At 63.6% G+C, this 16,404-nt stretch carries 14 protein-coding genes and 2 pseudogenes; 3 read left to right on the forward strand and 13 right to left on the reverse strand.

Annotated elements, in window-relative coordinates; genetic code table 11:
* The 8 genes and pseudogenes from J8G26_RS18210 to J8G26_RS18245 all read right to left on the reverse strand — a co-directional run.
* A pseudogene (locus tag J8G26_RS18210) lies at positions 1-314 on the reverse strand (hypothetical protein); the annotation flags it as partial.
* Positions 315-367: 53 nt separating this feature from the next.
* A pseudogene (locus J8G26_RS18215) lies at positions 368-625 on the reverse strand (MFS transporter); the annotation flags it as partial.
* Positions 626-683: 58 nt separating this feature from the next.
* Complete coding sequence (locus tag J8G26_RS18220; protein ID WP_087746178.1) at positions 684-1,589, reverse strand: SDR family oxidoreductase; 906 nt, start codon at positions 1,587-1,589, stop codon at positions 684-686.
* On the reverse strand, positions 1,586-2,521 hold the full coding sequence (locus tag J8G26_RS18225) for a glutathione S-transferase family protein (RefSeq protein WP_210570619.1): 936 nt from the start codon (positions 2,519-2,521) through the stop codon (positions 1,586-1,588). The genes J8G26_RS18220 and J8G26_RS18225 overlap by 4 nt, the downstream gene beginning before the upstream one ends.
* A gap of 55 nt (positions 2,522-2,576) precedes the next feature.
* Positions 2,577-3,044, reverse strand: a complete 468-nt coding sequence (locus tag J8G26_RS18230) for a GNAT family N-acetyltransferase (RefSeq protein WP_210570622.1) — start codon at positions 3,042-3,044, stop codon at positions 2,577-2,579.
* A gap of 2 nt (positions 3,045-3,046) precedes the next feature.
* Positions 3,047-4,063: an NADP-dependent oxidoreductase gene (locus J8G26_RS18235; protein ID WP_210570624.1), complete on the reverse strand. Its 1,017-nt coding sequence runs from the start codon at positions 4,061-4,063 to the stop codon at positions 3,047-3,049.
* Between the two features lie 112 nt (positions 4,064-4,175).
* A complete protein-coding gene (locus J8G26_RS18240) occupies positions 4,176-4,601 on the reverse strand; it encodes a PaaI family thioesterase (protein WP_087748294.1) in 426 nt (141 codons plus the stop codon).
* A gap of 173 nt (positions 4,602-4,774) precedes the next feature.
* A complete protein-coding gene (locus tag J8G26_RS18245) occupies positions 4,775-5,566 on the reverse strand; it encodes an SDR family oxidoreductase (RefSeq protein ID WP_210570626.1) in 792 nt (263 codons plus the stop codon).
* Between the two features lie 453 nt (positions 5,567-6,019).
* Between J8G26_RS18245 and J8G26_RS18250 the strand changes: the two genes are divergently transcribed.
* Positions 6,020-6,628, forward strand: coding sequence for a PEP-CTERM sorting domain-containing protein (locus J8G26_RS18250; RefSeq protein WP_233135245.1), 609 nt, complete (start codon positions 6,020-6,022; stop codon positions 6,626-6,628).
* A 238-nt stretch (positions 6,629-6,866) separates the two neighbouring features.
* Positions 6,867-8,060: a VanZ family protein gene (locus tag J8G26_RS18255; RefSeq protein WP_210570629.1), complete on the forward strand. Its 1,194-nt coding sequence runs from the start codon at positions 6,867-6,869 to the stop codon at positions 8,058-8,060.
* Here the strand turns inward: J8G26_RS18255 and J8G26_RS18260 are convergent.
* A complete protein-coding gene (locus J8G26_RS18260; RefSeq protein ID WP_210570631.1) occupies positions 8,057-9,895 on the reverse strand; it encodes an acyl-CoA dehydrogenase in 1,839 nt (612 codons plus the stop codon). The genes J8G26_RS18255 and J8G26_RS18260 overlap by 4 nt on opposite strands.
* A gap of 225 nt (positions 9,896-10,120) precedes the next feature.
* A complete protein-coding gene (locus J8G26_RS18265) occupies positions 10,121-10,354 on the reverse strand; it encodes a hypothetical protein (protein WP_087746193.1) in 234 nt (77 codons plus the stop codon).
* A 178-nt stretch (positions 10,355-10,532) separates the two neighbouring features.
* Here J8G26_RS18265 and J8G26_RS18270 point away from each other — a divergent pair, with 178 nt between their 5' ends.
* Positions 10,533-11,924: a PLP-dependent aminotransferase family protein gene (locus J8G26_RS18270; protein WP_087746195.1), complete on the forward strand. Its 1,392-nt coding sequence runs from the start codon at positions 10,533-10,535 to the stop codon at positions 11,922-11,924.
* Positions 11,925-12,090: 166 nt separating this feature from the next.
* Here J8G26_RS18270 and J8G26_RS18275 read toward each other — a convergent pair whose 3' ends face one another.
* From J8G26_RS18275 to J8G26_RS18285, 3 genes are all read right to left on the reverse strand, one after another.
* Entirely contained in the window at positions 12,091-13,266 is a 1,176-nt protein-coding gene (locus J8G26_RS18275; RefSeq protein ID WP_210570633.1) for an acetyl-CoA C-acyltransferase, read from the reverse strand.
* Between the two features lie 89 nt (positions 13,267-13,355).
* A complete protein-coding gene (locus J8G26_RS18280; protein ID WP_210570635.1) occupies positions 13,356-15,455 on the reverse strand; it encodes a 3-hydroxyacyl-CoA dehydrogenase NAD-binding domain-containing protein in 2,100 nt (699 codons plus the stop codon).
* Between the two features lie 210 nt (positions 15,456-15,665).
* The gene (locus tag J8G26_RS18285; RefSeq protein ID WP_087746201.1) at positions 15,666-16,361 is read right to left on the reverse strand and encodes an ABC transporter ATP-binding protein; all 696 of its coding nucleotides are present in this window, start codon (positions 16,359-16,361) and stop codon (positions 15,666-15,668) included.
* Positions 16,362-16,404: the final 43 nt, after the last annotated feature.

Below are 16,404 nucleotides of genomic sequence, written 5' to 3' on the forward strand. Positions count from 1 at the left end.
CAGCACTCGATGCGGATGTCTGATGAGCAAGCTGCCGATGCAGCACTTGGGGCAGCTTGTACACCCGCTGCCTGAGGCCCCATCACCGGCGAGCCCAGCGCCACCGCGATGAAGGCGGGCACGGGGTTGGACGGCACCGGATGAGCCTGATGCGCTGGGGCACAAACAGCCTGTGCATTGGCCATTGGCTCAGCCGCTGCATCGGCGCAGTGTGGGGCGATGCCGGACGCATCAGCATGCGCGGTATCGCAGGCGCTCTGGTGCTGGCCCAGACGATGCTCCTTGAGCCAGCGATGCAGCACGTTGGCATTCATGCCATGTTCACGCGCTGTGGCGGCAATTGATGCGCCGGGCTGCTGGCACGCNGGCGCTCGCCCAGCGCCGCCAGCGGCAGCAGCATGACCAGCGTGGCGATCTGGTAAGCGTTGACCACCCAGATCGCATGCGCCGCGCTGGCGTTGAGATCGCGCGCAATGCCGGGCAGCGCCAAGTTGACGATGCTGCCATCGAGCACCGCCATCGCGATACCCAAGATGATGACCAGCATGGCGCGGTTGCGCGCCGGCTGGGGCAGTCCGTCGCCTGGCTCGCCGGCGGCCTGGCTGGCTTTGTTGACGTGATCCATCATCAGTTCAGACGCCACTGCACGGCGCCAAGCTCGGCGCCCCGGTTTACCACCCCATTCACTCGACGCGCAAGGCCGCGCGCAGTTGCGCCCCCAGCTCGGGCTTGTCGGCAAAGGGATCGGTGGGGTTGCGAGCCTGCAGAATGTCTTGCATGCGCGTCTGCACAGAGCCTATTGCCTTGGGATGGCTGTAGATGTAGAACTGGTTGGTCGCCACGGCGTCAAAAACCTTTTGCGCCACTTCGGCGGCCGTCACCTTGCCAGCGCTGACGGCCTTGCCGATCATGGCCTGGCCAATGAGCTGGCTCTTGGTAGGCTGGTCGCCCGCCAGGCCGCCAGGGCGGTTGCGCTGGCTGTCGTTGATGCCCGTGGCCACGAAATAAGGGCACAGCACGCTGGCGCCCACCTGGTCCGTCACCAGCGAAAGGTCTTGGTACAGCGTCTCCGACAGGCTGACCACCGCGTGCTTGCTCACGTTGTAGATGCCCATGTTGGGCGGCGCCAGCAAGCCCGCCATGCTGGCCGTGTTGACGATGTGGCCGCGCCACGCCGGGTCCTTCTTCGCAGCCGCCAGCATCAAGGGGGTGAACACCCGCACGCCGTGCACCACGCCCATGAGGTTGACGCCCAGCACCCATTCCCAGTCCTTGACGGAGTTCTCCCACACCAGGCCGCCCGCGCCCACGCCCGCGTTGTTGAACACCAGGTGGGGGGCGCCGAAGCGTTGCGCCACCTCTGCGGCCAGTTGCTCCATCTGGGTGGCGCTCGACACATCCACCTGGCGGGCCAGCACCTGGGCGCCTGCGGCCTGCATCTCGGCCGCGGCGGCGTCGAGCGCGTCCGGCTGCACATCCACCAGCACCAGGTTCATGCCCAGGCGGGCGCCAATGCGCGCGCACTCCAGCCCGAAGCCCGAGCCTGCACCCGTCAATACCGCCGTCTTGCCCTGAAAATTTTCAATCATGTCTCTGCCTTTTGTAATACGTAACCAATGCGCGGAAAGTGCACATGCACCGTGCCGGCACGCGGATCGGTGCGGCGCAAGGTGTAGCGCGTGCGCGTGGCGGCGATGAGGGTGCCGGCCGTGGGCTCGGTGCCAAAGCTTTCGGCCGACACCGTGACCTCACTCCCCAGCGCGATGCCATGTTCGTCCTGAAAAACGTCGTTCACCACCGGCATGGGTTCGGTGCCCGCAGCCACCGTGATGGCATCGGCCGCGCTGAATTTTTCCATGCGGCCGTGCCCGAGTGCCGCGACCCGGTCCATCCACTCCAGCACGGCCGGCGTGGCCTGAAAAATATCGGCCATCACCGGCACGCACTGGCGCGTGAACCACAGCGGGTGGTAGGCGGCAAAGTCGGCCACGCAGGGTTCGGCCCCGAACGTGAAGTCATGCTCTTCCACCATGTGCGCCAGGCGCCGCAGGTACGAGCGGTAGGCCGCCGTGGCATCGGCGGGTCGCAGGCGCTGCATGCCGACACTCATCTGGCGGCGGTCCGCACCAAAGGCCTGGGCGGCTTCGGGGGCCACATTGGCAAACAGCGCCTGGGCCCCGCGCGGTTGCAGGTTGTAGGCCATGGCGGCCCAGAACAGCGTGCTGTCAGCCCACTGGGCAAATACGCGCGCCACGCCCTTGAGGTGGGGCGGATACAGCGCCGGCTCGGGGTGCTCATGTTCGAGCACCTCGCAGATCAGCGCCGAGTCGCAGTAAATGTCGGCACCGATCTGCAGGAACGGCGTCTTGCGGTAGCCGCCCGTGAGGGCCACCACATCGGGCTTGGGCGCGATGCTGGGGATGACCACCGATTTCCAGGGCAACTGTTTGAAACCCAGCACCAGCCGGATCTTTTCCGAGAAGGGCGATGAGGGGTAATGGTGCAGGATCAAGGCGGTCATGGGCAATCTCCTGATAGAGGTTCGAAAAAGAACGGCTCGGACACCGCGCCGCCGTTCAGCACGGGCTCCGCAGCATCTCGATGTGGGGAATGTCGTCTTCCAGGTAAACCTCGGACACCGCCGCAAACCCCAGGCTGCCGTAAAAGCGCTGCAGATGTGCCTGCGCGCTGATGCGCACTGCCCTGCCCGGCCACACCTGGTGGCAGCGGGCCAGGCCCTGCTCCATCAGCGCGCGCCCCACACCGCCGCCGCGCGCCTCGCGGGCCGTCACGACACGGCCGATGGAGGGATCGGGGTACTTCACACCCGGGTCCACCACACGCAGGCCGGCCTGCAAGGCACCGGCCTCGTCGTAACCCAGCAGGTGCCACGATTGCTTGTCGGCACCATCCGGGTCCTGGTAAGGCCCCTGCTCCAGGATGAACACCTTGCAGCGCAAGGCCAGCGTGTCATGCAGGGCGTGCACGCCCAGGTCGTCAAAGCGGGCCCAGGTCCAGCGCAGTGCGGACGGCGAGGTGCTCATGCTCAGATCAGTTGCACCAATTGCTTGCCGAAGTTCTTGCCTTTGAGTAGGCCCAAAAAGGCCTCGGGCGCAGAGGCAATGCCCTGCGCAACCGTCTCGCGCGGACGCAGCTTGCCGGTGCCCACCAGGGTGCCCAGCTCTTTCAGGGCCTCGGGCCACACTTCCATGTGCTCGCTGACAATGAAGCCTTCGATCTTCATGCGGTTGATAAGCATGAGCGCGGGGTTGGCCATGGGCAGAGGCGCGCCGTCGTAGCCGGCGATCATGCCGCACAGGGCCACGCGGCTGAAGGCGTTCATGCGCAGCATGACGGCGTCCATGATCCAGCCGCCCACATTCTCGAAGTAGCCGTCGATGCCGTTGGGGCAGGCTTCCTTCAAGGCCCTGGACATGGCCTTCACGTCGCTGTGTTCCTTGTAGTCAATGCACACGTCAAAGCCCAGTTCTTCCACCGCGTACTTGCACTTTTCAGCGCCACCCGCAATACCCACCGCGCGGCAGCCACGCGCCTTGGCCAGTGCGGCAAAGGCGCTGCCCACGGCGCCGGTGGCAGCGCTCACCACCACGGTGTCGCCCGCCTTGGGCGCAATGATCTTCACCAGCCCATACCAGGCCGTCACGCCGGGCATGCCCACGGCGCCCAGGTAGTGCGACAGCGGCACATGGGTGGTGTCCACCTTGCGCAGCGCGCCCACGGCATTGCCATCGACCACGCTGTATTCCTGCCAGCCGCCCATGCCCACCACCTTGTCACCCACAGCGAACTTGGGGTTCTTGCTCTCGGCCACCTCACCCACCGTGCCGCCAATCATCACCTCGCCCAGCGGCTGGCTGGCCGCATAGCTTTTGCTCTCGTTCATGCGGCCGCGCATATAGGGGTCCAGGCTCAAGTAGTGGTGGCGCACCAGCACCTCACCATCCTGGAGCGCGGGGGTGTCGGTGGCGACCAGCTTGAAGTTGCTGGTCACGGCCTCGCCCTGGGGGCGGTTGTCGAGAACGATTTGTTGGTTGCGGGGCATGGAAGACTCCTTTTTACTACTGTTTTAATAGCTGCTTGCGCTTATGAATACTGCGCAAGAGCCCGATTTGGCTCAAAAACGGCTCCAGTACATCCTTGTGCCGGAGCGCCCTTCAATCCGTCGAAATCACCCGCTGCCCGTCGGCGGCTTCAGCAGGCTGGCGTCGCACATACTTGAACGTGCCGGTGGCGTGGCTGCAGACGCGGCCCTCGGCATCGAACACTGTGCCTTCAGCGAAAGCCATGCTGGCGGTGCGGTGGATGAGCCGACCCTTGGCCACCAACGGCCCGCGCGCGGGCCGCATGAAGCTGGTCTTCATCTCGATGGTGACCACGCCAAAGTCGGGCGTATCGCTGCGTGCCGCCGTGGCCAGAGTCACGTCCAGCAAGGTCATCGACGCACCACCGTGGGTGACGTCAAATGAGTTCAGGTGCTCAGGGCGCGCTTCGTAATGCAACTCGGACTCGCCCCCCGACATGCGGTGCAGCGTGAAACCAAGATGGCTGACAAACGGGATTTCGGCACCAAAATTCAACACAGGCAACTCCAGGGTTCATGAAAAGGCAGAAAGGATAGTCCTTGTTGCACTGCTGCGGGGTTTGGGGGCTTGACCGCTTGCCCACGGCATTTGCACGCCGCAGGACTGGCCTCCAAGCCATCCAGACAGCCCCAAGCAGAACGCGCCGCCCTCAAAAGCCGGCGCCCGCCAACTCATCCGCCGGTCACCACGCTCACCCCGCCATCCACCGCCAGCCATTGGCCGGTGATGTGCTTGCCCGCATCCGATGCATACAGGGCACACAGGCCCTTGAGGTCTTCGTCATCGCCCAGGCGACCCAGCGGGGCGTGGGCGGCCAGCGCTTCCTCGCCCATGGCCTTCAAGGTGCCCACCGTCATCCTGCTGGGAAAGAACCCCGGGCAGATGGCATTGACGCGGATGTTGTACTTGCCCCATTCGGCGGCCAGCGCCCGCGTGAAATTGATGACCGCACCCTTGGAGGTGTTGTAGGCAATGGTGTTCATGCCGCTCGGGTTGCCACCCAGGCCCGCGATGGACGCCACGTTGATGATGCTGCCGCTGCGCCGCGCAATCATGCTGTGCTTGGCGATGTGCTGGCTGAGGATGAAGTAGCCGCGCACGTTGAGGTTCATCACCTTGTCCCAGGCCTCGACCGGGTGGTCTTCGGCGGGCGCGCCCCAGGCCGCGCCGGCATTGTTGACCAAGATATCCACATTGCCCATGCGCTGCAGGGTTTCATCGGCCAGCTGCCGAATGTCGGCCTCCTGCGCGCAGTCGGCGGCGATCCAGCGCGCGTCGATGCCGGCGGCCTGCAGTTCGGCCGCGGCCTCTTCCAGATCCGACGCCTTGCGCGAGCTCAGCATGATCCTGGCGCCCGCCTCCCCCAGCGCATGCGCCAGCTGCAGGCCCAGCCCGCGCGAGCCACCGGTGACAAGGGCCGTCTTGCCGGTGAGGTCAAACAATTGTTGGATGGTGCGGGTCATGTCGTCGTCTCCTGGTTTGAATGGGGCGCTGCCAGCAACCGGCCGGGCACTGCGTTGCGATGCATTGTGCGTCGACACGGCGGCGGGGTCTGTCGCCTGGGCGATTGGAAAACACGGACGAGAACAGCCAACACACCTGTGCCACGCCCAGCACAGGGCATCCGCGCATTGCATGGTCGCAATGCCGCTGCCAAAGCGTCGCCGCCAGCCCTTCGTCCCGAAGCGGCTGGATCACCCTGTTGATCCGTCGAATTTATTTACACCTGAGACGTTACCGCAGCCAGAAAAATCAGCAAGTCATTGATTTATAACGATTTTCATTGATGGCACAAAGCGTGCTTTGTAACAGTGGATCCAAAACCCACCCCAGGAGAAACCGTTATGTCAATGACAAACAAACTCGCCATCGCAAGCATTCTGTCGGGTGCCTGCCTTGCTGTGCAGGCTGCGCCCGTGACTTATCTGGCCGCAGACAACAACGTGTCCACACTCGCGCAAATGGTGAACTCGACCGCAGCCGCGGCATCGTTCCTCTCGGTCGCAGGCAGCCTGAACACCGTGGATTTCGAATCGGCCCTGCCAGCCAACCTCACCATCACCGGCGGCACGACCAACACCGGAACCCCCGGATGTGGCGCCGTGTGCGGATTCAATACCACTGCGGGTGGCGCACTCTTTCGGACCGTAAGTGGCGGCTCGGTCACTTTTTCTTTCGTCAACCCAGTGGATGCTTTCGGCTTTTTCGTGAATGGCCTGCAGACAGATCTCGTCCCACAGCAAACCATCAATTACGTGGATGGTTCCTCGGTTACCCAGACCATCAACATGCCCTCTGCGATCAACGGTGGCGGCGCATTCGTTGGCTTCATTGACTACGGTCAGCTGATCGCCAGCGTGACTTTCAATGCGACAAACGACATTCTTGGGTTTGACGACCTGCGCTTCGGCCGCTCGGCCAACAACCCTGAAGATCCCAACAATGTGCCCGAGCCCGGCTCGCTGGCCCTGCTCGGCGCTGCCCTCGCAGGGCTCGCCTCGATCCGCCGCCGCAACCAGCGTTGACCGGTTGCGTGACCGCCCGGCGTGCGAGACACTGCCGGGCGCATTCACCCATGGCACCCATGGCCGCCAGCTACATCGACTATTGGCCTTTCATCAAGGCAAAAACAGCGTGTAGCGCCCATCCATAAAGCGCTGACAGCTATCAATTTAAAAGCACCTGAGCTCAGGGCGACCAGCGCCAAGAGTCACCACACGGTGTTGTATGGTGTGATCCCGGATTCAGTGACCCGAGGCGCCCATGAAATCTGTCGATGACCGCTCGCGCACCCTCCCGGTCGCGCTGGCGCTGGTTTTGCTGCTCATTGTGTATGGCTCGCTGTTCCCCTTCCAGTGGAACTTCACTGCGCCGCAGGCTTTCATCTGGAGCGGCCGCATCGGTCTGGTGGACCTGGTGGAAAACATCGTTTTGTTTGTTCCCCTCGGTGGGCTGCTGGGCTGGGCTGGGCAGGGGCGGCCGCGCAAGTGGGCCTTTTTTGCCGGCTGGCTGGTGGCGGCCACGGTATTGGCCAGCGCGCTGCAATGGCTGCAAAAATTCCTGCCCCGCACCCCTGCCCTTTCAGACGTCATCTTCAACATGGCGGGGTATGCGCTGGGCTGGGGCGCCGGGTTTGTCGCGCGGTGGCGGGTGGGGCACCTGCTGAACCGGCACCAGGGTTGGGCCGACGCAGACCGGTTCACGCTGGTGCTGATCGCCCTGTGGTGGGTGGCTGAGCTGTATCCACTGATCCCGACGCTGGACGTTTCCTCGGTGGCGCAAAACATCAAGTCGCTGTGGCAGCAAGACCTGTGGCAGCCGCGGCGCATGCTGCTGCATGCAGGCATGGCGGTGATCGGCTTGGCGGCCGTGGCGCACCTGGCCCGCACCGCCCATCTGGCGCATCGCGCGCGGGCGTTGGCACTGGTGGCCGCGTTGGCGGTACTGGTGGGCAAATTCGTGGTCGTGGGTCAGTCGCCAGGCATGGCGGTGGTGCTGGGCATGGCGGTCGGCTGGTTGCTGTGGCGCTGGCTGGATGCGTGGTCGCCAGGGGCGCGCTGGGCGGCCACGGCATGGGTGGCGCTGGCCACTTACCTGCTCGACGCGATCTGGCCCTGGGCGTGGCGCACGCCGCCGGCCGACATGGAATGGATGCCGTTTGCTTCCACGCTCTCGACCTGGGTGCAGTCTGCGATCACGCCGCGCGCATTTGAAAGCCTGTGCTTTGGCGCGATCGTGTGGAGCACGGTGCGCAACGGCGCCTTGCCGGGGGGCATGGCCGTCTGCACGGCCATGCTGGCCTTGGCATGTGAATGGACGCAGCGCTATTTGCCCACCCGCACGGCCGAGATCACCTCGGTGCTGCTGGCCATCGGCATGGGCTGGCTGCTGTCGGCATGCACCGCAGCGCGCAGACCACGCCAAGTGGGTGCGTGGGTGGGTGCTCGCGCGGACTAAAACGCCTCTTCGCTGAGCGCGGCGCAGATCAAATCGCGGCGGTTCACCACGTTCAGCCAGGCCGTGATCTTGGGCAGCTCGTAATGGTAAAAATAGCGTGCAGCGCCCATCCTGCCTGCGCTAGCAGCTACTGAAAGCGTAGCATCCGCGCGCAGCGTGGCCAGCAATACATCCAGCCACACCCAGGCCAGCACCGTGTGGCCGAAGGCCTGCATGTAGGGCACGGCGTTGGCCAGCGCCTCGGCGGGGTTGCCTGTAGCCCAGGCGGCCTGCGTGGCGGCGGCCACCTGCTGCAAGGCATCGCCCAGCTGCGCTGCATACGGCGCCAGTTCGGACTCGGCGGCGGCCCGCGCCATGGTGGCCTGCATGCGCGCGGCCAGCAGTTGCATGCCCCGGCCGTTTTCCATCAGCACCTTGCGGCCCAGCAGGTCTGCGGCCTGGATGCCATGCGTGCCCTCGTGAATCATGTTCAGGCGGTTGTCGCGCCAATACTGCTCCACCGGAAAGTCGCGCGTGTAGCCATAGCCACCGTGGATCTGGATGGCCAGCGAGTTGGCCTCCAGGCAAAACTCGCTGGGCCAGCTCTTGGCGATGGGGGTAAGCACCTCCAGCAGCAGGCGCGCCTCGTCGGCAGCGTCGGGCTGGCCGGTGTGCTGCTCGTCCACCAGACGGGCGCAGAACAGGTTGAGCGCCAGCGCGCCCTCGCCGTAGCTCTTTTGCGCCAGCAGCATGCGCTTGACGTCGGCGTGCTCGATGATGCGCACCTGCGGTTGGCCAGCGTCCTTGCCACTCGCCCCCATCAGCCGGCCCTGCGGGCGGTTTTTGGCGTAGTCGAGGCTGGCGTAATAGCCGGCCAGGCCCAGCATGGTGGCCGCCATGCCGATGCCGATGCGCGCCTCGTTCATCATGTGGAACATGCACGCCAGGCCACGGCCGGCCTCGCCCACAAGGTAGCCCACGGCGCCCGCCCTGCCCTGCACCGGGTATTTGCCTTCGCCAAAGTTGAGCAGCGTGTTGGTGGTGCCGCGCCAGCCCAGCTTGTGGTTGAGGCCGGCCAGCGCCACGTCGTTGCGCACGCCGGTCAGCTTGCCTTCGGTATCCACCAGCTTCTTGGGCACGATGAACAGCGAAATTCCGCGCGTGCCGGGCACCAGCTTGCCGTCCGGCCCCGGAATCTTGGCCAGCACCAGGTGGACGATGTTCTCAGACAGCTCATGCTCGCCCGACGAGATCCACATCTTGTTGCCCGTCAGGCGGTAGCGCGGGCCGAGCGGATCGCTTTCGAACGCGTCACCATCCGGCACAGCCCGCGTGGCCACATCGCTCAAGCTGGAGCCGGCCTGCGGCTCTGACAGGCACATGGTGCCCGAGAAGCGCCCCGAAAACTCGTTGAGTGCGAACACCTTCTTTTGCAGCGGCGTGCCATGCACCATCAGCAAGTTCGCATTGCCCACGCTCAGCAGGCTGGAGCTGATGCTGATCGAGGCCACGGCAAAAAAGGCATTGGCCGCCGCGTCTACCGTATAGGGCAGCTGCATGCCGCCAATGGCGTAGTCCTGCGCGGCACTGAGCATGCCCGAGGCAGCATAAGCGTCGTAGGCGTCCTTGGTGGCCTGGGGCAGCGTGACGCGCTCGCCGTCGAAATGCGGCTCTTGCGTGTCCACCGTGCGGTTGAACGGCGCGTATTTCTCGCGCGCAATGCGCTCGCAGGTGTCAAGCACCGCATCAAAGGTCTCGCGCGAATGGTCGGCAAAGCGCTCGCGCGTATTCAGCGTTTCGGCTTGCAGCCAGTTGTAGAGCAGGAAATCGAGGGTGGAGCGCAGAGAGGTCGTCATGCGGCAAATTATGGGTGGCTGCACCTGGCAAGGCATGTCCACTGCGCGACGCGATGAGACGGTTGGTCAGACACTTGTGAAGCGGTCAGCCACGAGATTCGGCAGCCAGCCCATAGCAGACATCTGCCCATGTCAAGGTTTCTGCTCGAAATCCCTGGCTTCAACTTCGTCATCTGAAGCAAGTAGATTCCCACATGCCTGGAATCGGCCGCCCAGCCTTTGCCATCATGGGAGGCTCAAGTCCATTCCGAGCATCCTGGCAAGGCCGAAGGTGAAGAACAGCACACCCAGGAGTGCCAGCATGAAGACGGCAGCCACCTTGCAGCCCGTGCGCAGTAGCGCGCGCTTGTTCATCCCCTTCTTCCCTTGGTCGTAATGCCACTTGATGGCGAAGAACATGCCCGCGCCGAAGATGAGAACCTTGAACGTAACGAAGACTACAGGGACCCAATCGATCATTTTGAGAATTTCCAGCCTATGACTTGACACCGTCTATCGTGAGGAGCGCTGCCTCTTGGATGAGAGAGGCAAAAACGTGCAGCGACGGCCATACAAGAATGGTGTTGCTGTAGGTTCAGGGACATACTACTTAAAAGCAATTTCCATACATTGAGACAAGCTGTCCCCGTTGAAAACCATGCAAGATGACAATTTGCCCATCTGGTTGCCGCGATTGGCCGCGCAGGGCGGACCACGTTTTTTGCAGATCGCGGATGCGTTGCAGGCGGCGGTGGCAGACGGATCTTTGACCCCGGGCGACCGTCTACCTCCGCAGCGCCAGTTGGCAGCACGGCTGGAGGTCGACCTGACGACGGTCACGCGCGCATACGACGAAGCCAGACGCCGCCACTTGCTGGAAGGACGCGGCGCCCGAGGCACTTATGTCGCGGCGCCGAAAGTCGAACTGACCGCCATCCTCGATCTGAGCATGAATACCCCACCGCCGCCGGATGGCGTGGACTTCGACGACATGCTGAAACAAGGTTTGTCTCAAGTGTTGATGCGGGCAAATACTGAATTGCTGATGACTTACCACCTGGGCGGGGGAAGCGACTCTGACCGCAAGGCGGGAGCCCAATGGCTCGCACCGATGTTTGGCTATCTGGATTCAGGGCAGGTGCTTGTCTGTCCGGGCGCGCAAGCGGCGATCGCCGCATTGATCCTTGCGCTGACGGAGCCTGGCGATGTGATATTGACAGAACCAACGAGCTATCCCGGCTTGCGTGCCGCAGCAACCCAGCTCGGCCGTCGCATCGTTGCGGTGGAAGCGGACCAGCACGGGATGGTGCCTGACATGCTCAGCCAAGCGTGCCGCCAGCACCAGCCTGCGCTGGTCTACCTCAACCCGACATTGCAGAACCCGACCACCATCACCATGCCGGAACACCGGCGCCAGGAACTCGCCAGCATCGCCATGCGCTGCCATGTGCGCATCGTCGAGGACGATCCCTACTGGCTGCTTGCCGATGCCCCGCCACCACCGATTGCCACGTTGGCCCCGGAGCAGGTGTACTACATCTCCACCTTGTCAAAATGCCTGACGCCCGGCTTGCGTGTCGCCTTCGTGCTCATACGGGACCCGATTGAGCGCGAACGTTTCCTGGTCGCGCTCAGATCCTTTGCGCTGATGGTCGCGCCTGTGACGGCCGCACTGGCCACGCAGTGGATCCTTGATGGTTCGGCTGCCGGATTGATGGAAGGCGTACGCAAGGAGGCGCGTCTGCGCCACCGGATGGCCAGGGATATTCTGGCGGGGCGGTACAGCGGCGCTGGAGACGGCCTGCATGTATGGCTCGAGTTGCCGGGGTATTGGAACCCCTCGCAGCTTGCGCATGCAGCCGCTAGCTCCGGCATCGCCGTCACACCGGCGGAGGCATTCGCCACGGGCGCAACGAGCAGCAAATCGGTGAACGCCATTCGCATCTCTTTGGGCAGCATCAAGGACCGTGGCCGCTTGCAGGCGGGTCTTCAACGGCTGTCCCATCTGCTTGCGCAGCGGCCCGAGTCGTTCAGCGCTGCTGTGGTTTAGCGGTCCTGGAGATCAGCTGTTTTGATTGCCCGACGAACTAAAAAGCAGCGTTTTTGACCTCTAGCGAGCACCCACAAAGCGTCTACAGCTATCAACAAGATAGCAAACGCCCCGCACAAACCTTTCGACCTGTGCGGGGCGTTGATCTTCAGGGCGTCGCCAGCGCTTACAGCACTTCAAACACGCCGGCCGCGCCCATACCACCACCGATGCACATGGTCACGCACACGCGCTTGGCACCGCGGCGCTTGCCTTCGATGAGGGCGTGGCCCGTAAGGCGCTGGCCCGAAACACCGTAGGGGTGGCCCAGCGCAATGGCGCCGCCGTTGACGTTCAGGCGGTCTGCAGGGATGCCCAGCTTGTCGCGGCAGTACAGCACCTGCACGGCAAAGGCTTCGTTCAGCTCCCACAGATCGATGTCCTGCACCGTGAGGCCCAGCTTTTTGAGCACCTTGGGCACGGCGAACACGGGGCCGATACCCATCTCGTCGGGCTCGCAACCGGCCACGGCGAAGCCGAGGAAACGGCCCAGAGGTTGGAGGCCCTTTTTGCTGGCGTAGTCTTCGCTGGTCAGCACGCAGGCGCCGGCGCCATCGCTGAACTGGCTGGCGTTGCCGGCCGAGATCAGGCCGCCGGGCAGTGCCGAGCGCAGCCCTTGAATAGCCTCTACGGTGGTGCCTTCGCGCGTGCCTTCGTCGCGGCTCACGGTGACTTGCTTGGTAGTGAGGCCCATGACCTTGTCGGCCACGCCTGCTGTGACGGTGATGGGAGCGATTTCGGCGTCGAACAAACCCGCCGCCTGGGCGGCGCAGGCCTTTTGCTGGCTGGCGGCGCCGTATTCGTCCATGACTTCACGCCCGATGTGATAGCGCTTGGCCACCTGCTCGGCGGTTTGCAGCATGCTCCAGTAGATCTCGGGCTTGGCCTTGGCCAAAGCCAGGTCTTGCAGCATGTGGCTGTTCATTTCCTGCTGTACACAGGAGATGCTTTCCACGCCGCCTGCCACAAACACATCGGCCTCGCCTGCAATGATGCGCTGCGCGGCCATGGCAATGGTTTGCAGGCCAGACGAACAAAACCGGTTGACGGTGACGCCCGACACCGTGATGGGCAGGCCGGCACGCAAGGCGATCTGGCGCGCGATGTTGGCGCCAGTGGCGCCTTCGGGCGTGGCACAGCCCATGAGCACGTCGTCGATGTCGGCCGGGTCCACGCCGGCGCGCTGCACCGCGTGCTGCACGGCGTGGCCGCCGAGCGTGGCGCCATGGGTCATGTTGAAGGAACCCTTCCAGCTCTTGGCAAGCGGGGTGCGGGCGGTGGAAACAATCACTGCGGAGGTCATGGGAAATCCTTTCAGGGTTGGAGCACACCTGTGGCGGCCTGGCTATATGCAAGCAGGGCTCGCGCACATGCGGTGCGGCTTCGCATCAATCAGTTGAACGCCTTGCCTTGCGACACAAGCCTGGCCAGCAGCGGCGCGGGTTTCCAGAACGCGGCATCGTCCAGTGGGTTCTTGGCAAAGCGGTTCATGGCCTGCACCACGTTGAACAGGCCGACCTCGTTGGCATAGTTCAGCGGGCCGCCGCGATACACCGGGAAGCCGTAGCCAAAGATATAGACCACATCAATGTCGCTGGCCTTGTTGGCAATGCCTTCTTCGAGGATGTGCGCGGCTTCGTTGACCAGGCTGAACACCAGGCGCTGGACGATTTCTTCGTCGGAAATCTTGCGCGGCGTGATGCCGAGCGAGGCGCGGTGGTCTTCGATCATCTTGACCACCTCGGCGTTCGGGATGGCGTCGCGCTTGCCAGGCACGTAGTCGTACCAGCCGGCGCCGGTCTTCTGGCCGAAGCGGCCTTTCTCGCACAGCAGGTCGGCTGTCTTGCTGTACTTCATGCCGGGCTTTTCGGTGTAGCGGCGCTTGCGGATGGCCCAGCCGATGTCATTGCCGGCCAGGTCGCCCATGCGGAACGGGCCCATGGCCATGCCGAATTTTTCCATCGCCTTGTCCACCTGCTCGGGCGTGCAGCCTTCGTCGAGCAAGAACCCGCCCTGGCGGCCATATTGCTCGATCATGCGGTTGCCAATGAAGCCATCACACACGCCGGACACCACGGCGGTCTTCTTGATCTTCTTGGCGACCGCCATCACGGTGGCGAGCACGTCCTTGGCGGTAGCGTCGCCGCGCACCACTTCGAGCAGCTTCATCACGTTGGCGGGGCTGAAGAAGTGCAGGCCCACCACGTCCTGCGGACGTTTCGTGAAATTCGCGATCTTGTTGACGTCGAGCGTGGAGGTGTTGGAGGCCAAGATAGCGCCGGGCTTCATCACGGCATCCAGCTGCTTGAACACGGCTTCCTTCACGCCCAGCTCTTCGAACACGGCCTCGATCACGAGGTCGGCGCCCTTGAGATCCGCATAATTGAGCGTGGTCGTCAGCAGTGCCATGCGCTGCTCGTATTTGTCGGCTTTGAGCTTGCCCTTCTTGACCTGGGCTTCGTAGTTTTTGCGGATGGTGGCGATGCCACGGTCCAGCGCCTCCTGCTTCATCTCCAGCATCTTCACGGGGATGCCGGCGTTCAGGAAGTTCATGGCGATGCCGCCGCCCATGGTGCCGGCGCCGATCACAGCCACGGCCTGGATGTCGCGCTTGGGCGTGTCGGACGGCACGTCAGGAATCTTGCTCGCCGCACGCTCGGCCAGGAACAGGTGGCGCAGCGAACGCGACTCGGCCGTCCACATCAGGTTGATGAACAGCTCGCGCTCGAAGAGCAGGCCGTCGGCAAACTTGCGCTTGGTGGCAGCCTCGACGGCATCCACACACTTGGCGGGCGCCGGGAAGTTCTTGCTCATGCCCTTGACCATGTTGCGCGCGAACTGGAAGTACGCATCGCCCTGGGGGTGCTTGCAAGGCAGGTTGCGCACCAGCGGCAGCGGACGCACGTCAGCCACGCTCTGCGCGAAAGCCAGGGCCTCGGCAGCCAGCGCCTCGGGCGATGCAGCCATTTTGTCGAACAGCTTCTGGCCCGGCATGGAACCAATCAGTTCGCTCTTGACCGGCTCGCCGCTCACGATCATGTTCAGGGCCGCTTCCACGCCCACCACGCGCGGCAGGCGCTGCGTACCGCCTGCGCCGGGCAGGATGCCCAGCTTGACCTCGGGCAAGGCCACGCTGCAGCCAGGGGCAGCAATGCGGTAGTGGCAACCCAAGGCCAGCTCCAGCCCGCCGCCCATGCAGACCGAGTGGATCGCAGCCACCACGGGCTTGGGCGAATTCTCGACGGCGGCGATCACGGAATGCAGGTTGGGCTCTTGCAGGGATTTGTCAGTGCCAAACTCCTTGATGTCGGCACCGCCAGAAAACGCACCGCCCGCGCCGGTGATGACGATGGACGTCACTGCGGCATCGTCATTGGCACGGGTCAAACCGTCCACAACGCCCTGACGGGTGGACAGGCCGAGCCCGTTGACGGGAGGATTGGCCAGCGTGATCACGGCAACGGAGCCGTGGACTTTGTATTCAGCGGTCATGCTGTTGTTCCTTGGAAATTAGAAAAAGAACGGTCGTGCCATTTTGATTGTAGAGAGTTCTGGCCGCCTAGCCTGCACTGATTTGTCCCGCCCGGGACATCAGCGTGCAGGCCATGCAAACCAGGACAAAACCACCCGTTGGCACAGGTCTGCGAATTCTTTGCAGGCAATCCCTTGCCTGCCACACTGCGGGCACTGCGGCGCGCCCCATCAGACTTCCAGCCATTCCTTGCGCACATGGTTGTCGGCCCGCAAGGTGTCCGGCGTGCCCTGGAAAACAATGCTCCCATGCCCCATGACGAGCGTGCGGTCGGAAATGGTCATGGCGATAGTGAGCTTCTGCTCGATCAGCAGCACCGAAATGCCACGCGACTTGATGGTCTGCAGGTATTGCCCAACCAACTCGACGATCTTGGGGGCCAGGCCCTCGGTAGGTTCGTCAATGATGATGAGGTCGGGGTCGCCCATCAGGGTGCGGCACAGCGTGAGCATCTGCTGCTCGCCGCCCGACATCACACCGGCTTCGATGTGCTGGCGCTCCTTGAGGCGGGGAAACATGTTGTACATGTCGTCAAACGACCAGCGGCTGCTCTTGCCCTTGCCTTTTTGCCCGAGTATGAGGTTCTGGTGCACCGTGAGGTTGGGGAAGATGTCGCGACTTTCTGGCACATAGCCCAACCCCAGGTGCGCAATCTCGTAGGCCTTCTTGCCCTTGAGTGCCTGCCCCTTCCATTGCAGGCTTCCCTCCCACTCCACCAGGCCCATGATGGCCTTGGCGGTGGTGGAGCGGCCCGAACCATTGCGCCCCAGCAGGGCCACGATTTCACCAGGTTGGACATCGAAAGAGACGCCATGCAGCACATGGCTTTTGCCGTAATAGGCGTGGAGATTGTCGATTTTCAGCATGTCTGCGAAATCTCCCTCCAGTTGACCACCCAAACGCATCCGA

It is taken from the genome of Acidovorax sp. JG5 (genome assembly GCF_017939685.1).
Classification (GTDB): Bacteria; Pseudomonadota; Gammaproteobacteria; order Burkholderiales; family Burkholderiaceae_C; genus Acidovorax.

Coding starts and splice junctions, on each gene's coding strand:
- J8G26_RS18220 (WP_087746178.1), bottom strand. CDS start 1,589: ATGATTGAAAATTTTCAGGGCAAGACGGCGGTATTGACGGGTGCAGGC.
- J8G26_RS18225 (WP_210570619.1), bottom strand. CDS start 2,521: ATGACCGCCTTGATCCTGCACCATTACCCCTCATCGCCCTTCTCGGAA.
- J8G26_RS18230 (WP_210570622.1), bottom strand. CDS start 3,044: ATGAGCACCTCGCCGTCCGCACTGCGCTGGACCTGGGCCCGCTTTGAC.
- J8G26_RS18235 (WP_210570624.1), bottom strand. CDS start 4,063: ATGCCCCGCAACCAACAAATCGTTCTCGACAACCGCCCCCAGGGCGAG.
- J8G26_RS18245 (WP_210570626.1), bottom strand. CDS start 5,566: ATGACCCGCACCATCCAACAATTGTTTGACCTCACCGGCAAGACGGCC.
- J8G26_RS18255 (WP_210570629.1), top strand. CDS start 6,867: ATGAAATCTGTCGATGACCGCTCGCGCACCCTCCCGGTCGCGCTGGCG.
- J8G26_RS18260 (WP_210570631.1), bottom strand. CDS start 9,895: ATGACGACCTCTCTGCGCTCCACCCTCGATTTCCTGCTCTACAACTGG.
- J8G26_RS18265 (WP_087746193.1), bottom strand. CDS start 10,354: ATGATCGATTGGGTCCCTGTAGTCTTCGTTACGTTCAAGGTTCTCATC.
- J8G26_RS18270 (WP_087746195.1), top strand. CDS start 10,533: ATGCAAGATGACAATTTGCCCATCTGGTTGCCGCGATTGGCCGCGCAG.
- J8G26_RS18275 (WP_210570633.1), bottom strand. CDS start 13,266: ATGACCTCCGCAGTGATTGTTTCCACCGCCCGCACCCCGCTTGCCAAG.
- J8G26_RS18280 (WP_210570635.1), bottom strand. CDS start 15,455: ATGACCGCTGAATACAAAGTCCACGGCTCCGTTGCCGTGATCACGCTG.
- J8G26_RS18285 (WP_087746201.1), bottom strand. CDS start 16,361: ATGCTGAAAATCGACAATCTCCACGCCTATTACGGCAAAAGCCATGTG.